Origin of the sequence: Pseudonocardia xinjiangensis (genome assembly GCF_050948425.1) — a bacterium.
Lineage (GTDB): Bacteria > Actinomycetota > Actinomycetes > Mycobacteriales > Pseudonocardiaceae > Pseudonocardia > Pseudonocardia xinjiangensis.
The window spans coordinates 3580483-3597817 of the sequence record NZ_CP192009.1; the positions used below are offsets into that span (position 1 = coordinate 3580483).

The 17335-nt window shown below is 73.8% G+C and carries 17 protein-coding genes and 1 pseudogene; 5 read left to right on the forward strand and 13 right to left on the reverse strand.

Features of this window, described 5'->3' with window-relative positions; translation table 11 throughout:
• Positions 1 to 25: 25 nt before the first annotated feature.
• From ACQPZA_RS16815 to ACQPZA_RS16865, 11 genes and pseudogenes are all read right to left on the reverse strand, one after another.
• Entirely contained in the window at positions 26 to 775 is a 750-nt protein-coding gene (locus ACQPZA_RS16815) for a response regulator (protein WP_433282112.1), read from the reverse strand.
• On the reverse strand, positions 754 to 2049 hold the full coding sequence (locus ACQPZA_RS16820; RefSeq protein WP_433282114.1) for a sensor histidine kinase: 1296 nt from the start codon (positions 2047 to 2049) through the stop codon (positions 754 to 756). Before ACQPZA_RS16820 ends, ACQPZA_RS16815 begins: the two co-directional genes overlap by 22 nt.
• A gap of 213 nt (positions 2050 to 2262) precedes the next feature.
• Positions 2263 to 3387, reverse strand: a complete 1125-nt coding sequence (locus ACQPZA_RS16825; protein ID WP_433282116.1) for an MFS transporter — start codon at positions 3385 to 3387, stop codon at positions 2263 to 2265.
• A 333-nt stretch (positions 3388 to 3720) separates the two neighbouring features.
• A pseudogene (locus ACQPZA_RS16830) lies at positions 3721 to 5081 on the reverse strand (LLM class flavin-dependent oxidoreductase).
• The gene (locus tag ACQPZA_RS16835; protein WP_433282119.1) at positions 5078 to 5830 is read right to left on the reverse strand and encodes an ABC transporter ATP-binding protein; all 753 of its coding nucleotides are present in this window, start codon (positions 5828 to 5830) and stop codon (positions 5078 to 5080) included. Before ACQPZA_RS16835 ends, ACQPZA_RS16830 begins: the two are co-directional and overlap by 4 nt.
• The gene (locus ACQPZA_RS16840) at positions 5806 to 6669 is read right to left on the reverse strand and encodes an ABC transporter permease (RefSeq protein WP_433282121.1); all 864 of its coding nucleotides are present in this window, start codon (positions 6667 to 6669) and stop codon (positions 5806 to 5808) included. Before ACQPZA_RS16840 ends, ACQPZA_RS16835 begins: the two co-directional genes overlap by 25 nt.
• Before the next feature lie 34 nt (positions 6670 to 6703).
• The gene (locus ACQPZA_RS16845; protein WP_433282123.1) at positions 6704 to 7786 is read right to left on the reverse strand and encodes an ABC transporter substrate-binding protein; all 1083 of its coding nucleotides are present in this window, start codon (positions 7784 to 7786) and stop codon (positions 6704 to 6706) included.
• Positions 7787 to 7821: 35 nt separating this feature from the next.
• Positions 7822 to 8784 (reverse strand): TauD/TfdA dioxygenase family protein, encoded by a 963-nt coding sequence (locus tag ACQPZA_RS16850; RefSeq protein WP_433282125.1) that lies wholly within the window; start codon positions 8782 to 8784, stop codon positions 7822 to 7824.
• Between the two features lie 365 nt (positions 8785 to 9149).
• On the reverse strand, positions 9150 to 9680 hold the full coding sequence (locus tag ACQPZA_RS16855; protein WP_433282127.1) for a hypothetical protein: 531 nt from the start codon (positions 9678 to 9680) through the stop codon (positions 9150 to 9152).
• 64 nt (positions 9681 to 9744) lie between these two features.
• Entirely contained in the window at positions 9745 to 11010 is a 1266-nt protein-coding gene (locus tag ACQPZA_RS16860) for an ROK family protein (protein ID WP_433282128.1), read from the reverse strand.
• 79 nt (positions 11011 to 11089) lie between these two features.
• Positions 11090 to 11191 carry a putative leader peptide gene (locus ACQPZA_RS16865; protein WP_433282130.1) on the reverse strand — a complete coding sequence of 34 codons (102 nt, stop codon included), beginning with the start codon at positions 11189 to 11191 and terminating at the stop codon, positions 11090 to 11092.
• Positions 11192 to 11410: 219 nt separating this feature from the next.
• Here ACQPZA_RS16865 and ACQPZA_RS16870 point away from each other — a divergent pair, with 219 nt between their 5' ends.
• The 4 genes from ACQPZA_RS16870 to ACQPZA_RS16885 all read left to right on the forward strand — a co-directional run bounded on the left by ACQPZA_RS16870 (position 11411) and on the right by ACQPZA_RS16885 (position 15394).
• Positions 11411 to 11485 (forward strand): putative leader peptide, encoded by a 75-nt coding sequence (locus ACQPZA_RS16870; RefSeq protein ID WP_433282842.1) that lies wholly within the window; start codon positions 11411 to 11413, stop codon positions 11483 to 11485.
• A gap of 71 nt (positions 11486 to 11556) precedes the next feature.
• Positions 11557 to 12720: an LLM class flavin-dependent oxidoreductase gene (locus ACQPZA_RS16875; RefSeq protein ID WP_433282132.1), complete on the forward strand. Its 1164-nt coding sequence runs from the start codon at positions 11557 to 11559 to the stop codon at positions 12718 to 12720.
• A complete protein-coding gene (locus tag ACQPZA_RS16880; protein ID WP_433282134.1) occupies positions 12717 to 14069 on the forward strand; it encodes an MFS transporter in 1353 nt (450 codons plus the stop codon). The genes ACQPZA_RS16875 and ACQPZA_RS16880 overlap by 4 nt, the downstream gene beginning before the upstream one ends.
• A gap of 38 nt (positions 14070 to 14107) precedes the next feature.
• Positions 14108 to 15394, forward strand: coding sequence for an amidohydrolase family protein (locus ACQPZA_RS16885; RefSeq protein WP_433282136.1), 1287 nt, complete (start codon positions 14108 to 14110; stop codon positions 15392 to 15394).
• A gap of 22 nt (positions 15395 to 15416) precedes the next feature.
• Here ACQPZA_RS16885 and ACQPZA_RS16890 read toward each other — a convergent pair whose 3' ends face one another.
• A complete protein-coding gene (locus ACQPZA_RS16890; protein ID WP_433282138.1) occupies positions 15417 to 15623 on the reverse strand; it encodes a hypothetical protein in 207 nt (68 codons plus the stop codon).
• Positions 15624 to 15928: 305 nt separating this feature from the next.
• Between ACQPZA_RS16890 and ACQPZA_RS16895 the strand changes: the two genes are divergently transcribed.
• Positions 15929 to 16117, forward strand: coding sequence for a helix-turn-helix domain-containing protein (locus ACQPZA_RS16895; protein WP_433282139.1), 189 nt, complete (start codon positions 15929 to 15931; stop codon positions 16115 to 16117).
• A 174-nt stretch (positions 16118 to 16291) separates the two neighbouring features.
• On the opposite strand, the gene ACQPZA_RS16900 is transcribed toward ACQPZA_RS16895, so the two are convergent.
• On the reverse strand, positions 16292 to 17182 hold the full coding sequence (locus ACQPZA_RS16900; protein ID WP_433282140.1) for a LysR family transcriptional regulator: 891 nt from the start codon (positions 17180 to 17182) through the stop codon (positions 16292 to 16294).
• Between the last annotated feature and the right edge of the window lie 153 nt (positions 17183 to 17335).

Genomic DNA, 17335 nt, shown 5'->3' on the forward strand with positions numbered 1-17335 from the left:
GTGTTGCCGCTCCGTTAGGCCGCAGTTACGTCGGGTCCCGGGTGTGCCCGGTCGCGGACCTCTCGCCGGCGTCCGGGGCGGCGTCGTGGGCCAGCAGGGCGATCTGCACCCGGTTGTTCAGGCCGAGTGCGGTGAGGATACGGGTGATGTGGGCCTTCACCGTCGCGACGCTCATGTGGAGGCTCGCGGCGATCTCCGCGTTGGTGAGCCCCTCGCCGATCCGCGCGGCGACCTCACGCTCCCGGGCCGTGAGCCGGTCGAGCCGCGCGGCGGCCCGGTGGCGCCGGGCGCCGTCGCCGGTGGTGACGTGGTCGACCAGCCGGCGCAGCACCGACGGCGAGAGCATCGGCTCGCCGTCCGCGACGCGCAGGATCGCGTCGAGGATCCGCGCCGGTGGCGTGTCCTTCAGGACGAACCCCGCCGCTCCGGCCCGCAGAGCCCGCAGGACGTGGTCGTCGGTGTCGAAGGTGGTCAGGATGATGACCTCGGGCGGGTCCGGGCGGGCGCGCAGCGCCGCGGTGGCGGCGAGACCGTCCACCACCGGCATCTGGATGTCCATGAGCACGACGTGCGGGGCGTGGGCGGCGACGGCGGCGGGGACGTGCGCCCCGTCGGTGGCCTGCCCGACGATCTCGACGAGCGGGGTGCCGCCCAGCATCGTGTGCAGCGCTGAGCGCACGAGGGGATCGTCGTCCACCACGAGCACCCGGACCGGTGCTCCCCGGTCCGTCGCGGGCTGCGCCATGCCGTGGGTCATGCCGGCCACGGCAGCCACGCCCACAGGCGGTACTCGCCATCGGCCGTCGGCCCGTGCTCGAGGCGCCCACCGGCCAGCGCGGCGCGCTCGGCCAGCCCGATCAGGCCCGTCCCGGATCCGGGCACCTCCCGGCCCGGTGCGGTGGCGGCGAGCCGGTTGTGGATCCCGACGGTGAGCCCGGCGCCCGGCCCACCGGCCAGCGCGACGGTGACGGGCGCGCCCGGCGCGTGCTTGCGCGCGTTGGTGAGGCCTTCCTGCACCACCCGGAAGGCGGTGCGGCCGACGACCCCCGGCACGGCGTCCGCAGCCGTGCGCTCGTCGCGGACCGTGACCGCGGTTCCGGCCCGGCGGGTCTCCTCCACCAGCAGGCCCAGGCCGTCAAGGGCGGGCTGGGGGTGCAGGGCGTCGCCGCCGGTGTCGTGGTCGGGGTCGCTGTCGTGGTCGGCCGCGCGCAGCACGGCGAGGATCTCCCGCAGGTCCACCAGCGACTGGTGGGCGCTGGCCCGGATCACCCCGGCCGCCTCGGCGACCGTCTCGGGTGCGGCGTCGGGGCGGAACTCCAGCGCACCGGCGTGCATGCTGAGCAGCGAGAGCCGGTGGGCCAGCACGTCGTGCATCTCCCGGGAGATGCGTTCACGCTCGCGCTGCCTCGCCTGCCTGATGCGCTCCTGCTGGTCGGCCTCCGCCCGGCGGGTCCGCTCGGCCAGCGACAGCACCAACTGCCGCCGGGCCCGCACGGTGACCCCCCACGTGGCGGCGAGCAGGCACACCAGAGCGTGGATGCCGCACGTGACCCAGTACGTGACGGGCGTGTCGGGATCGATCGGGTGCAGCCGGTGCTGCACCAGTCCGGCCGCCACGGCCAGCGCGGTCACCGCCGCGGTGACCGCGGCGCGCCGGTGCACGGCCACGGTGAACAGCGCGAGCGCCGCGGCCCCGACGACCGTGGGCACCAGCACCGCGCCCAGTACCAGCGTGACGGCCAGCGGCACGGGCCACCGGCGCCGCCACCACAGCGACACCCACGAGAGAGCCCCCGCAATGACGTTCACCAGCGGCGGGGCGTCCGGCAGACCCAGCGAGCCGGGGCCGGGCGTCGGCATGAACACCAGGAACGCGATGGCGGCGGCCATCACGACACAGGCGAGGTCGGCCGCCCGGTCGCGGGCGGTGTGCCGGACGCCGGTGCTCATGGGGGGTTCCGGCGGGAGCAGCCCGGACCGCAGCACCCCCGGCAGGATCCCGGGCAGGTCAGGACCCGGGACGGCGCTGCCGATGGGTGCGGGGTGCATCGCCCACGGAGCCTAGCGATCACCGGCCCGGATTACCCCGGTTGTCCGGGTTGCCCGATCAGTGCGAGACCCGGTTCTCGGCCCTGGGGAGGGCGACGAACCACCCGCGAGTCGCCCGTTCTCGGTGGGCGAGTCGCCCGGTTCGGGACGCGTGATCGTCGCCAGATCCGCATTTCGGCCCCTCGGGGGGCGAAGACGTGGGTCTCGCAACGCTCACGGCGCCGGGGGCCGGCGCGGCACCCACCGGGCCATCACTCCGGCGCCCACCGCGGCGAGCGCGCCCATCGCCAGGGTGGCCGCGGCGAGGGCGGCGGCCGCGCTCACCAGAGCGACCACGGCCGGACCGGCCAGCATCCCGAGGTCGTGACACAACCGCCAGGCCCCGAGGAACTCCGCGCGGCCCTCGGCGGGAGCCGCGTCGGCGCCGAGGGTCATGATCAAGCCGTTGCTCAGGCCGTTGCCGATGCCCATCACCACGGCGACCACGCCGAGCGTCACCGCCGTGCCCGCCAGCGGCAGCGCGACGTGCGCGGCGGCGAACACCAGGAGCGAGGAGACGGCCACCCCGCGGCGCCCGCGACGGTCCATGAAACGCCCGGCGGGGTAGGAGAGCGCGACGTCGACGGCGGCGCCGATCCCGAACAGCACGCTCGTCGTCACCGCGTCCAGTCCGATGTGGTCGGCCCACAGCGGCAGCACCGCGGTGCGGGACGCCCGCGCGGCTCCCATCAGCAGCGCCCCCGCGCCGAGGGTGCGCAGCACCCGCTGGTGTGACGTGACGACCGTCGTCAGCGAGACCGCCGGACGGCCCCGCCCGCCGGCGTCCGGGCCGTGCTCGAGCCGGGGCAGGGCCGCCATCAGGGCCCCGGACGCGACCACCGCCACCAGCTGCACGAGGAAGCCGCCGCGGGTGCCGACGACGTGCACCACCGCGGCACCGAGGAACGGGCCGAGCAGGAACCCGAGCCGGCTCAGGCCGGCCATCGCCGACAGCGCCCGCGCCCGCATCTCCGCAGGTACCGCGTCGACCACATAGGACTGCCGGGCCAGCCCCCACACCGCGCTCGCCACCCCGAACAGCCCGACGCCCACGCCGAGCACCGCCACCGACGGCGCCACGAGGCTCAGCGCGACCCCGACCAGGCCGACGGCGCTCCCGAGCAGCACGGCGTTGCGCTCACCGAGCCGGGCCACGATCCGGCCGGCGGGGAGGTCGCCGAGCACCTGGCCCAGCCCGAGCAGCGCGACGACCACCCCAGCGGCGGCCACCGAGCCGCCCAGCTCGCGGGCGGTCAGCGCCACCACCGGCGCGGCGGCGCCCTGCCCGATCCCGAACACCGCGGCCGGCAGGAAGGCGGGAACGACGAGCCGGCGCAGCGGCCGCTCCGCCCCGCGAGTCGCCCGGTTTCCGTGGGCGAGTCGCCCGGTCCGGGTCGCATGATCGCCGCGAGATCCACGTCCTGGCCCGGTGGGGGGCGACGACGGCGGCCTCGGCGTGATCATGTCGGTCGGGGCGCAGCGCCCGTCCCGCTCCGCGAGTCGCCCGGTTTCCGTGGGCGAGTCGCCCGGTCCGGGTTGCATGATCGTCGCGAGATCAGCGTTTCGGCCCGTCGGAGGGCGAAGACCCTGATCTCGCGACGATCACCACGAACACTGCGGTCGGGCAACGGGCTAGGCGCTCACCGCTGGGGCGCTCACCGCTGCGGTGTGGCGGCTCTGCGGCCGGGGCAGGCCGAAGTGGTCGCGCAAGGTGGCGCCCGTGTACCCGGTGCGGAACAGCCCGCGGCCCCGCAGGATGGGCACGACGGTCTCGGCGAAGATCTCCAAGCCGCCAGGGTAGTACGGCGGCATCACGTTGAAACCGTCAGCTGCACCGGACCGGAACCACTCCTCGATCGTGTCGGCGACCTGCTCCGGGGTGCCGGCGAACACGCGGTGCCCGCGCGCCCCGGCCAGCCGGTGCAGCAGCCCGCGCACCGTCGGCCGTTCCCGCTCGACGATGCCCGCCACCACCTGCAGGCGGCTGCGCCCGTTGTCGGTGACGTCCCCGGCCCCGGCGAACAGCGCCTGCGGCACCGGCGCGTCGAGGTCGAGGTGGTCCAGCGACGTGCCGGTGATCCGCTCCAGCTGCAGCAGCCCGTACGCCGGGACGGTGAGCTCGTTGAACTCCCGCTCCAGGGCGCGGGCCGCGGTCTCGGTGCCGGCGATGAAGGGGGAGATGCCCGGCAGGACCTTCACGTGCTCCGGACGGCGGCCGAAGCTCGCGGCCTGCGCCTTCACGTCGGCGTAGAACGCCTGGGCGTCGGACAGCCGCTGGTGGGCGGTGAAGATCGCCTCCGCGTACCGGCCGGCGAAGGCGCGCCCGTCGTTGGACGCCCCGGCCTGCACGAGCACCGGGGCCCCTGGGGCGGGCGCGGCTGGTTGAACGGGCCCCGAACACGCACGTACTCACCCACGTGCCCGATCTCGTGGATCTTGCCCGCGTCGGCGTAGATCCCGGCCGCCCGGTCGAGGACGACCGCGTCGTCCTCCCAGCTGTCCCACAGCGCGAGCACGGCGTCGACGAACTCCCGCGCCCGCGCATACCGCTGCGCGTGCGGCGGGTGGGCGTCGAGGCCGAAGTTCGCCGCCGCCGCGTCGTTGCCGGTGGTGACGATGTTCCAGCCGGCCCGGCCACCGGAGATGTGGTCGAGCGAGCCGAAGAGCCGGGCCAGGTTGTAGGGCTCGTAGTACGTGGTCGAGGCGGTGGCGATGAGCCCGATCCGCTCGGTGGCCGCCGCGATCGCCGTGAGCAGGGTGATCGGCTCCAGCCGGCCCACCGCGTTGTGCGCGACGTCGCCCTGCAGCGCGGGCCCGTCGGCGAAGAACACCGCGTCGAGCGCGGCGGCCTCGGCCGTGCGGGCGATCTCCTGGTAGTACGACGCGTCGTAGATCCGCTCGGCCGCGCTCGCCGGGTGCCGCCAGGCTGCCTCGTGGTGCCCAGCGGGGTAGATGAACGCGTTCAGGCTCAGCTGACGCCGGTGCTCACTCATCTGTCCACTCCCAGTGCCGCGAGCAGGAACTCCCGGTGCGCGATGAACTCGGGGTCGCGATGGGTCCGGGGCCGGTCGAGCGTGATCGCCCGGTCCACCGCCACCCGGCCGCCGTCGATCACCAGCACCCGGTCGGCCAGCGAGACGGCCTCGTCGACGTCGTGCGTGACCAGCAGCACCGCGGGCCGGTGCCGGTCGTAGAGCTCGCGCAGCAGGGCGTGCATCCGGATCCGGGTGAGGGCGTCCAGCGCCCCGAACGGCTCGTCGGCCAGCAGCAGGGCGGGCTCGCGGACGAGCGAACGGGCCAGCGCGACCCGTTGCTGCTCGCCACCCGACAGCTCGTTCGGCCAGGCCCGCTCCCGCCCGGCGAGGCCCACCTCGTCGAGGGCCGCGCTGCCGCGGCTGCGCGCGTCGGGGCCACCGAGGCCGAGCACGACGTTGTCGAGCACGCGCGCCCATGGCAGCAGCCGCGAGTCCTGGAACACCACCGCCCGCTCCGCGGGCACCCGCAGCTCGCCCGAACCCGCGACGCCGTCGTCGAGCTCCGCGAGTGCTCGCAGCAGCGTGGACTTGCCCGATCCGCTGCGCCCGAGCAGCGCCACGAACTCGCCCGCCGCGATGTCCAGGTCGACGTCGTCGAGCACCACCCGGCCGTCGAACCCGCGGGTCAGCCCGCGGGCGCGCACCGCGGCCGGTACCCCCGTCCCGGCGCCCGGCCGGCTCGTCAGCTGCCCAGCGTCCGTCGCCATGACAACGCCCTCCTCTCGACGGCGCGGACCAGCGTGTCGCCCACCAGCCCGAAGGCGGCGTAGACGACCAGCCCGACGACGATGATCTCGGTCTGCCCGTACGTGCGGGCCTGGGTCATCAGGTAGCCGATCCCGCTGGTCGCGTTCACCTGCTCGACGACGACGAGCGCGATCCACGAGATCGTCACCGCGAGCCGCAGACCCGTGAAGAAGCCCGGCAGGGCGCCGGGCAGCGCGACGCGGCGGACGAACTCCGCACGGGAGAGCCCGACGGTCTCGGCGAGCTCGACGTAGCGGTGGTCGACGCCCCGCAGCGCGGCATGCGTGTTGATGTAGACGGGCACGAAGACGCTGGCGGCGATCATGATGATCTTCATCTCCTCGCCGATCCCGAACCAGATGATCGCGAGCGGGATCAGGGCCAGGGTCGGGACGGCGCGCTTGATCTGCACCGGCCCGTCGATGAGCGCCTCCCCGACGCGGCTCAGCCCCGACGCCAGCGCGAGCGCCACCCCGAGCCCGACGCCGAGCACGAGCGAGATCCCGGCCCGCTGCACGGACGTGAGGAGGTTGCTCTGCAGCCTGCCGTCGGCGATCAGCTCGCCGAACGTCGAGACCACCGTCCACGGCGCGGAGAGCGTCTGCGGGTCGAGCAGCCCCGTCGCCGAGGTGACGATCCAGGCCAGGACGAGCAGCACCGGGCCGAGCGCGAGCCCGCCCGGGACGGCCCGCCCAGGGCCGAGCTTGCGCCCGTGCCGTATCCGGCGGGTCAGCCGAGGGTCCGCCCCCGCGCCCTCCCGGCCGCGTTCGCGGGGCCGGGACACCGACAGCTCGGTCATGACGCCGCCTCCGCGGGAACAAGCACGTCGGCGGTCATGACGTCCCTCCCGGCCCGTACGCGGCACCGACGGCCGGCACCGTGGTCGTCACGACCTGGTCGAAGCGCAGGTCGAAGCCGTCGCTCGCGCGCACCTTCTTCGGGAGCTCCCCGGCCCGGTCGATCACGTCGATCGTCGCCTGCTGGCGGGCGACCACCGCGGCGTCGAGCCGCGGGAACGTGATCTGCCCCAGCGAGTCGACGATCCGCTGCCCGTCGGCCGCCGTGATGCCCTGGTTCTCCACGTAGTACTGCTGCACCCACTCCGCCCGGTGTTCGTTGATCCACTGCTGCGAGCGGATGTAGTGGTCGACGTAGGCACGCAGGGCCGCCGCCTTCGCCGGGTCCTCCAGGGCCTCGCGGCGGGCGTAGAGGTAGTTCAGCCCGGAAGAGGTGTCGGCGGTCTCGGCCGGGTCGATGACGCCGCCACCGCGCGGCGCGGCCTCGGTGAGGAAGCGGGTCAGCCGCGGCTCGTTCAGCGGCGCGACGTCCACCTGCCCGGTGCGCACGGCGTCGTTGAAGTCGCCGAGCTGCAGCCGGACGAGCTCGACGTCGGAGGTCCGGAGCCCGGCCTTCTCCAGCGCCCGCAGCACGATCACCTGCTGGGCCGTGCCCTCCGCGTAGGCGATCTTCGCGCCACGCAGGTCGGCGAGCTTGCGGATGTTCTTGCCGGGCGTGACGGCGAGCTGCGTGCTCGCCGGGTCGGTCTGGCGGGCCAGGATGATCGGGACGTCCTCGCCGGCCGCGAGGGCCTGGATGGGCGGCGTGTCACCGACGCTGGCCACGTCGGCGGCCCCTGCCCGGAACGCCTCGAGGATCGCGGGGCCGCCGGTGAAGTTGGCGAACTGCGCGGTGAAGGGCAGCTTCTCGAGCTCCCCCGACGCCCGCAGCGCGACCTGCTGGGCCTCGGCCTGGTCGGCGATGACGAGGGTGGTGCCTGCGGGGACGTCGGTCGGCAGCGGGGCGTCGGCGGCCAGCCCGCCGCCGCCCGGCGTGGTGGTGCCGCAGGCGGCCACCACCAGCGCGGCCAGTGCGGCCGCGGTGGTGGCGAGCGTGCGTCGGGAACGGGAGGTGCTCACGGGGATTCTGTCTCCGGTCGGTGTCGTCGGGCCGGTCAGTCGACGACGACGGCGTGGTCGGCCGTGAACGGGCGGCCCGCGACGAGTTCGGACTCGCGCCCGTCGGGCCCGACGGGGCGGTCGCCGATCACCGTGACGCGGTGCAGGGTCCGGCGGACGTCGAGGTGGTCCAGGTCGGCGGGGGCGAGGTGGGCGGTGGCCCGGTTGTCCCAGAAGGCGACGTGGCCGGGCTCCCAGCGGAACCGCACGGTGTATTCGGGCCGGGTCAGCTCGGCGTAGAGCAGGTCGAGGATCGCCCGGCTCTCGCGGGGCTCGACGTCGACGATGTGGCTGGTGAAGCCCGGGTTGACGAACAGCGCCCGCTCGCCGGTGACGGGGTGGACGCGCACCACGGGGTGGATCGCGACCAGCAGGTTGTCGTTGACGCGGCGGGAGTAGGCGGAGCCGCCTGCCGGCTTGTCGCTGCCGCCGTAGCGGTGCTCGGCCCGCAGCGTGTCGACGAACGCGCGGACCGGCGCCGACAGCCCCTGGTAGGTGGCCACGAGGTTCGTCCAGGTGGTGTCGCCGCCGACCTCGGGCACCACCTCGGCGCGCAGGATGGACGCGGCGGGCGGGTTCACCGCGGCGGTGACGTCGGTGTGCCACCCGGCGACGTAGCTGTACTTGCGCCGGGTGCGCACGGTGTACTCGCCGCCGTAGCGCTTGGCGTAGCGCTCCGGGTCGACGGTGAAGATCTCCGGGTGGCCCTCCGGCGGGGCGTCGTCATGGGGGTGGGCGTAGGTGAGCTCGCCGAAGTGGCGGCCGAACCGGATCTGTGCGGCGTGGTCGAGCTCCTGGCCGCGGAAGAAGATCACCTTGTACCGGTGCAGGGCGTCGGTCAGACCGGCGACGGTCTGCTCGTCGAGCGGCGCGGAGAGGTCGACGCCGGAGATGTCGGCGCCGATGTGTCCGGCGACCGGCCGGACGGAGAGAGCGGTGCGTTCGGGGGCGACGGTCATGTCGGTCCTTCCGTAGGACAGCAGGGAGCACCCCACGGCCGCAACGCAAATGCGTGAGAACGGGTGGGGTGAATGTTCGGACGAATGGAGCGGAAGGATTTCCGCGCTGCGAGCGGGGTGGCCGCGACTCAGTGGCGACGGGCGCCGGCGGTCACCCGCACGTACAACACCCCGGGCGACATGCCCTGGTCAGGTGCGACGCGCTCATGTGAACCATCGTCGGCGGAGGGTGCCCGGAAGTCAATTTTGCGACTCCGGTAATTAAATCCGCGCAGGTAAAGCGACTGGCGCGGCGATGATCGCTGCGAGATCCGGGTCATGGCCCCGCAGAGGCGAAAACCCGGATCTCGCGACGATCGACGAGCTCAGCTCTCGGTGGCGGCCTGACGGCTCAGCCGGCGGGCGCGGTCCTGCGCGTACTGCTCCGCCGAGGCCCGCAGGTACACGCCCCGCGCGACCGGGCCCGGGAACCCGAGGTCGGGCCGGTCGCGCAGCTGGTAGAAGCGGGCCCGGTTGACGCCGAGCAGCTCCGCGAACTCGTCGACGCCGACGAGGTCGGGGATCGTCGGCTCGTCGGGGCGGTCGTCGATGTCGTCGGCGGTGAGGACCCGCAGCTCGGTGGGCCGGATCAGGGCGCCCTCCCAGCCTTCGGTCTCCCGGACGACGGCGTGGACGGTGCGCTCCAGCTCGAGGAGCGGGTAGGAGTACGCCCCGTCGGACCGCGGCCGCAGGACGGTCCAGCTGACGCGGATGTGGTCCGGGGACAGGGAGGTGCCGGCGAGCTGGGCGTCGGAACGTCGGGCGATCTCCCGGCCGAGCTGCTGGGCGGCCTGGGGCCCGGCGAGCGGCGGGTCGATGTCGGCGCTCATGGTCAGCGTCAGGGTCACGGGCGGCATCCCCGCATCATCCCGCGCGGGCGGACGGATCTGCCGGTGCGGTCCGGCGGCAGGTGCGCAGCCGTCAGATCCGTACCGGCGACGGTCGCAGGTCCAGGGGACGCGCGTAGGCCTCGTGCAGCACGATCGATCCCGCGGCGACGCCGAGCGCGCGCGTGCCGAACGAGCTCGCCACCACGGTCCGCCTCGGGTCGGCGGCCACGTGCGCGCGCTCGGCGACCTCGGCGTGCAGGTCGTCGAGCAGATCGGGTCTGCGCGCGATCCCGGCCTCGGCCACCACCAGGATCTCCGGGTTGATCACGTCGAGGAGCAGGGCGACGGCGCGGCCGACGAGCCGGGCGCGTTCGCGGAACAGCGCGACGGCCCACGGCTCGTCGGCCTCCAGCGCGGCGAGCACGTGGGGGAAGCGCGCCTCGGCCAGCACCCCGCTGGCGGCTGCGTGCTCGGCGAGCACCTGCTCGGCCACCGTCGCCTGGAAGCAGCCGGTGCGACCGCAGGCGCAGAGCCGGCCGGGGAACGTCGGTGCCGGACCGACCGGGAGATGGCTGACGTCCCCCGCCGCGGACCGGGGACCGTGGTGCACCGTCCCCCCGGTCGCGATCGCGGCGTCGACCACGTTGCCCACGAACAGGTGCACCAGGCTCGTGCGGGCGCGCGTGCGGTGGGACCCGATCAGCTGCTCGGCCCTGGCCAGTGCCCGGGAGTGGCTCTCGACGCGGACGGGCAGGCCGAGCCGGTCCTCCAGCACCGCCTGCGCGGGCACGTCGCGCCAGTTCAGCTGCGTGTGCCGCACGACAACCCCGCGTGCCGGGTCGATCCATCCGCCGGTGGCCACCCCGATGCCCAGCGGCCTGCGCCCGCCCGTGTGCTCGTGGAGGAACGCGGCCATCCGGTCGCCGACGGCGCCGAGCACCGCTCCCGCCGTGACGTCCCCGTGCGGGGTCCGCTGCTCGGCGAGCACGCGTCCGCGCAGGTCCATCAGCACCAGCGTGGTGTGGCGCACGGCGATGTGGATGCCGCCGACGAGGTGGGACCGGGTGTCGATGTCCACGGGGACGTGCGGACGCCCGACCGCGGGCCGGGGCCTGCGTACCGGCCGTTCCCGGAGCAGGCCGAGCTCGGCGAGCTCGGCCGACTGCCGACTGACGGCCGCGGCGGAGAGCCCGGTGAGCCGGGCGACCGTGCTGCGGGCGACCGGCCCGTGGTCGAGGATCGTGCGCAGCACGGTCGCCGCGGTCGCGGTGCGGCGGCCGTCGCCGGCGAGGTGGTCGCCCGGACCATGGTCACCGCCGTCGCTGTGCTCGACGGGGGCGTGGAGGGGTGCGTGCATCGCTGTCCCTGCGTGGCGGGGCCCCGGTCCGGCGCGGGCCCGTGGTGGAGTGCCGACGGCCGATGCGCACGGGAGTCGGTCAGCCGCGCGCCACGGGCAGCGCACACAGCGCGCTCGCCTGCCGACAGAGGTCGACGTGGCGGCGCGCCTTCAGCGTGGCGGCCTGGGACATTCCGGTCATCCTCGCAGAGCGGAAGTCGACAAGGCAGTGGGCGCGGTCACAGTTCTGTTGTCGGAAAGCGCGGCGACCTGACATTCCGCCGCCATTTGCCGGCTGCTCGTTCGACAGGTGAGAAATCCAGAAAATGTTCGAACAAATAACGGTGCCGGACGGTAATCCCCCCATCTGCCGCATCACAATGGGTTGCGTCGACCGGTCCGGTCTGTTGCTGTGGAAGCCGTGATCGGGGTCCTGCTCACGCAACGTCGGCATGTCGACCTGTGCCGCCTGGCGTCCTGCGTCTGTCGCGGCTGACGCACAGCCCGTTCCGTCCCCCGCCCGCCTGGGATCTCTGCTCCCGCGGGTCGTGCAGAAAAGGTCTTCTCGTGTCTCCTGGTCCTCTGACCGCGCACTGGTTCCTGCCCACCTACGGCGACGGCCGCCAGCTCGTCGGGGGCGGCCACGGCGTCGACGTCGGTTCCGCCGGTGGCGTCCGGCCGGCGTCGATCGGCTACCTGACCCAGGTGGCCCGCGCCGCCGAACAGGTCGGTTTCGCCGGAGCGCTCACGCCGACGGGCGCGTGGTGCGAGGACGCGTGGCTCACCACCGCGATGCTCGTGGCCGAGACGGAGCGGCTGAAGTTCCTCGTCGCGTTCCGTCCGGGCTCGGTGTCGCCCACGCTCGCGGCGCAGATGGCGGCGACCTACCAGCGGCACTCCGGTGGCCGGTTGCTGCTGAACATCGTGACGGGCGGGGAGCCCCTCGAGCAGCGGGCCTACGGCGACTTCCTGGACAAGGACGCCCGCTACCGCCGCACGGGGGAGTTCCTGCAGGTCGTGCGGGCGCTGTGGCGGGGCGAGAAGGTCGATCTCGACGGCGAGCACGTGCACGTGGAGGGTGCGTTCCTCAACCGGTTGCCCGACCCGGTGCCGCCGGTCTTCTTCGGGGGCTCCTCGCCCATCGCGGGCGAGATCGCCGCCGACCACGCCGACGTCTACCTCACCTGGGGTGAGCCGCCTGCGCAGGTCGCGGAGAAGATCGCCTGGATCCGCGGGCTCGCCGCGGCGCGCGGGCGCACGGTCCGCTTCGGCATCCGGCTGCACGTCATCACCCGCGACACCTCCGAGCAGGCCTGGGCGCATGCCGAGTCACTGATCGCGGCGATCGACCCGGCGACGATCGAGAAGGTGCAGGCCGGTCTCGCGCGCAGCGAGTCGGAGGGGCAGCGGCGGATGCGGTCGCTGCACGGCGGCTCCACGTCGAACCTGGAGGTGTCGCCCAACCTGTGGGCCGGTGTCGGCCTCGTGCGGGGCGGCGCCGGAACCGCGCTGGTGGGCAGCCACACCGAGGTCGCCGACCGGATCGCGGAGTACCACGCGCTGGGCATCGAGGAGTTCATCCTGTCCGGGCACCCGCACCTGGAGGAGGCCTGGTGGGTCGGGGAGGGCGTGCTGCCCCTGCTGGCCCGGCGGGGGATCTGGAACCCACCGGAGGGCCACGGTCTCGTCGTGGCTGAGCCGCGCGCCGTCCCGTTCGCCGCAGCCCAGTGAGCGGCCAGGGCACGGCCGCCGTACTGGCGGAACGGCCACCGGACGGCCCGGCGCCGAGGACCCGCACCGTCCTGCTGGCGAGCCTGGTCGGCACCACCGTCGAGTGGTACGACTTCTTCCTCTACGCCACGGCCGCGAGCCTGGTGTTCCCGAAGCTGTTCTTTCCCGTCGGCAACGAGCTCGTGGGCACCCTGCTGGCCTTCGGGACATTCGCCGTGGGGTTCGTGGCCCGTCCCGTCGGCGGTGTCCTGTTCGGACACATCGGCGACCGGCTCGGCCGCAAGCGCACGCTCGTCGCCACGATGGTGCTGATGGGAGCGGCCACCGCGCTCATCGGGCTGCTGCCCTCCTACGCGTCGATCGGTGTCGCGGCGCCGATCCTGCTCGTGGTGCTCCGCGTGCTGCAGGGTCTCGCCGTGGGCGGCGAATGGGGCGGCGCGGTGCTCCTCGCGGTGGAGAACGCGCCTGCTGGCAAGCGCGCCCAGTTCGGCAGCGTGCCGCAGATCGGCCTCGGCCTGGGGCTCGCCCTGGGCACGGGGGTGTTCGCGCTGCTCGGTGAGGTGCTCGACGAGCAGACGTTCCTGAGCGTGGGATGGCGCGCGGCGTTCGTGCTGAGTGTCGTGCTGGTGGCGGTGGGCCTGCTGGTCCGGCTCCGGATCCTGGAGACCCCGGAGTTCCGCAGGCTGCGCGAGAGCGGCGCGACGGCGCGCGTGCCCGTCGTCCAGGTCTTCCGCACCGCGGGGCACCGCCGCGGGATCGTCGCCGGGATGCTCGCCCGCTGGGCGGAGGGTGCGGCGTTCAACACCTGGGGCGTCTTCGCGATCACCTACGCGACGGCGACGGTCGGCATGAACAAGGTCGTGGTGCTGCTGGCCGTCACCGGCGGCGCCCTGCTCATGGCGGCGCTGACACCGGTGGCGGGCCTGCTGGCCGACCGGTACGGGCGACGGCGGATATTCGGCATCGGGGTCGTCGGGTTCGGGGTCACCGTCGTGCCCTCGTTCTTCGCGGTCCACAGCGGCATCCCCTGGCTCGTCGTCGCGGTACTGCTGCTCCAGCTCGGCGTCTGGTACGCGCTGATGACGGGTCCGGAGTCCACGCTCTTCGCGGAGCTGTTCGACACCGACGTCCGCTACACCGGCATGTCGCTGGTCTTCCAGGGGTCGGGCATCTGGGCGTCCGGGCTGACGCCGGTGTTCCTCACCGGCCTGCTCGCTCTCGGCGGCGGCGAACCCTGGTGGGCCGCGGGCTATCTGGCGGTCACCGCGGTGATCAGTCTCGCCGCCGTGGCGCTGATGCCGCGCTGGATCGCCTGGCGTCCACAATGGACGAACGGGACACGCTGGTAGCGATCGAACGGCGCCGCGCGGGTTGCTACAACTGATCGATGCTGACGGTGCGCGGGGCCGAGTTGGTGTGGACGGGCGAGACCGAGCGACCGGGCGGTGAGCTGGCGTGTGACCGGGACGGCCTCGTGTCCGCCGCCCCCGTCGACGGCGACGTGCTCGACGCCTCCGGCTGCGTCGTCACGCCGGGACTCGTCAACGCCCACCACCACCTGTTGCAGTCGGCGTTCCGGACGCTGCCCGGCACCCGGGGCGTCCCGATGCGGGAGTGGCTGCCGCGCATGGCGTCGGCGTACGCGGCGCTCGGCGTCGACGCCGAGCTCGCGCACCGCGCGGCGGCCGTGGGGGTGGCCGAGTCGCTGCTGTCCGGGGTGACCACGGTGGCCGACCACCACCTCACCTGGCCGGCGTCCACCGGTGACGGGGTGGCGATCGCGTCGGCGGTCGCCGCTGCGGCGGCTGAGCTGGGCGGGCGCCTGGTGTTCGTCCGCGGGAGCGCCCGCGACGACCCGGAGACCGCGGCCGCGTCGGCCGACGCGATCGCGCACGCACTGGGCGGGGACCCGACCGGGATGGTGCAGGTCGCGGTGGGCCCGGCCGGCGTGCACAGCGACGGCCCGGAGACGTTCGCGCTGCTCGGCGAGGTGGCGGCCAGGCACGGCCTGCGCCGGCGCACGCAGGCCAACGAGCAGGTGGACGTCGAGGTGGCCGCGCAGCGCTACGGTCGGCGGCCGCTGGACCTGCTGGACGAGTGGGGCTGGCTCGCCCCCGACGTCACGCTCGCCCACCTGTGCGGCGTGACACCCGCCGAGATCATGCGGGTCGCGACGACCGGGGCGAGCGCCACCCACGCGCCGGGCTGTGACCTGCCGATGGGATGGGGGGTGGCGCCGGCTGCGGCCCTCGCCGACGCCGGGATCCCGCTCGGACTGGGCACGAGCGGCGGGGGCAGCAACGACGCCGGTCACCTGCTCGCCGACGCCCGGCTCGCACTCCAGGTGGCCCCGCTGGTGGGACGGGCGGTGGCCGCGCGCGAGGTCCTCGGCTGGGCGACCGCGGGATCGGCCGCCGGGCTGGGCCGCCCCGAGCTGGGCCGGCTCGAGCCGGGGTCCGCCGCGGACCTCGTCTGCTGGGACGTCACGGGCGTCGCGGACGCCGGTGTGGCCGACCCGCTGGCCGGGCTGCTCTGGGCTGCGCCGGGCCGGAAGCCGCGCCACGTCGTCGTGGCGGGCCGGGTTGTGGTGCGGGACGGTCGGCTGGTGGCCCGGCCCGAGCGCGAGGTGGCCTCGGGGCTGCGCGCGCTGCTCGCCGCCCGGCCGTCGCGCTGACGGGCGTCGATCCCGTCCAGGCCTACGGGTAGGTGCTGCGGGGGACGTCTGTCGCCGGCGAAGGTCCCGCCTGCTGGATGGCCGATGTCATCGCCTCCCGCGCCTCTTCCTCCGTGTCGGCGAACCCGTGCAGTTCGGTAGTCGTGGACGCACGCCAGGCGTTCCACCACCACCGGCCACGCCGCTCGACGTAGATGACGCAGGTGTCCCACGGGCGATTCCAGGGCATCAGCCGGCCCCGTGCTGCCGGTGCTGAGCGACCAGCCGCTCAGCGGTCCTGACCGTGATCGGTGGCGCCGTCGTCGACCGTCCGCAGCCCGCGCACAGCGTCAGACAGAGTTGTCCTGCGGCCGTGGTCAACGTCGTGACCCTGAGGTCCGGCCGCTCCGCTCCGCACGACTCACATCTCACTCCTCGTGGGCATGGCATGCTCGGATTCTAGGCCAACAAGGACAACAGCGTCATCGGATAGATGTAGGCCAACAAAGTCACCCAGGCTGACCAGGACAGATGCTCGGACGTAGCGTCCGGGGCATGTCGACGGATCGGCTCCTGAGCACGGGCGAAGCCGCCCGTGAACTAGGGCTGAACAGTCGATCCATCTCGCGATGGGCCAAGGAAGGCTTGATCACGCCCGCGCTGGTGACGCCGGGCGGTCAGTACCGCTGGAACCTGGAAGACCTGCGGGCGGAGCTACGGACGCTCCGCGCTCGGGACGACTAGGGGAGCCGAGACGACCTCGTCGTGTAGTGGAAGGTGCGTCGGCGGGAAGGCTCGAGGTTCGCGGAGGGCGGCGCAGGGCCGGGCGAGATCGACCTGAGCGGGGTGGTGGGCGCGCCCGAACCCCCACCACGTCGACCTCGCTCGCTCGGACGGAGTTGTCGCAGGGCGGCGTGATCAGGTCGCGTCGTCCCGGGCCAACCGGCGGGCGGTGGAGAGCAGGGCCCGGGTGGGCGCGGAGATCTCCCGTTGGGCGGCTGTTGCCAGCGACCTGGCGAGCACCGGAGCCCCGGTCGACACGGGCATCACGCTCACCCCGGACGAGGAGTCCAGCACCGAGGGAGGCACCAGGGCGACGGCCAGGCCGAAGCGGACGAAGTCGAGCACCGTCTCGATGTCGGCGACCTCGAAGGCGACCCGGCGGTGGAGACCGGCGGCCCGGAAGGCGCGGTCGATGGAGATGCGTACCCCCCACGTCGGGGGCGTCTCGGCGAAGGGCTCGGCCGCGGTCATGCCGAGGTCGATCGAGCGCCGGCCGGCGAGGCGATGGTCGAGCGAGGTGACGAAGAGCATCGTCTGCCGTACCAGCGGAGTCAGTGACAGCCCGGGGGCGGCTTCGGCGTCGACGGCGATGAACGCCAGGTCCAGCTGCCCCTTGTGCAGCGCACGAATGTGGCTGGTGCTGTCGCCCCGGTGCAGCTCGATCTCGACCTGCGGGTGCTCCGCGCGGAACTCCGCGAGCAGCCGCGGCACGCTGAAGGCCCGGTCCCATTGGTTGATCCCCAGCCGCACCGTGCCGCGCAGCCCACCGTGCATCTGGTTGATCACGTCCCGCGCGGCGGCGGCTGCGGCCAGTGTGCGGCGTGCCTCGGGCAGCAGCAGCCGGCCGGCCGAGGTCAGATCGACGTGATGGGTGGTGCGGTCGAACAACCGCACGCCAAGCTCGCGCTCGAGGGTGCGCACGGCGGCCGAGGCGGCGGACTGCACCATGTGCAGGCGCTCCGCGGCGGCAGTGAAGCTCCCCTCCTCCGCGACGGCGGTGAACGCCGCGAGGTGCCGTAGCTCCATCACCCCTTGTTAGCACGATCCCTGATAGCCGGTAGCTGCGATGTGCGTTGGCCAAACGATGTCGGCGCGGCTCAGGATGGATCGACAGGGGGCCATCGAACAGGACTGGAAATGCGATGTCCTCGCCATCTGTCCAAGAATCGGGAGCTGAGG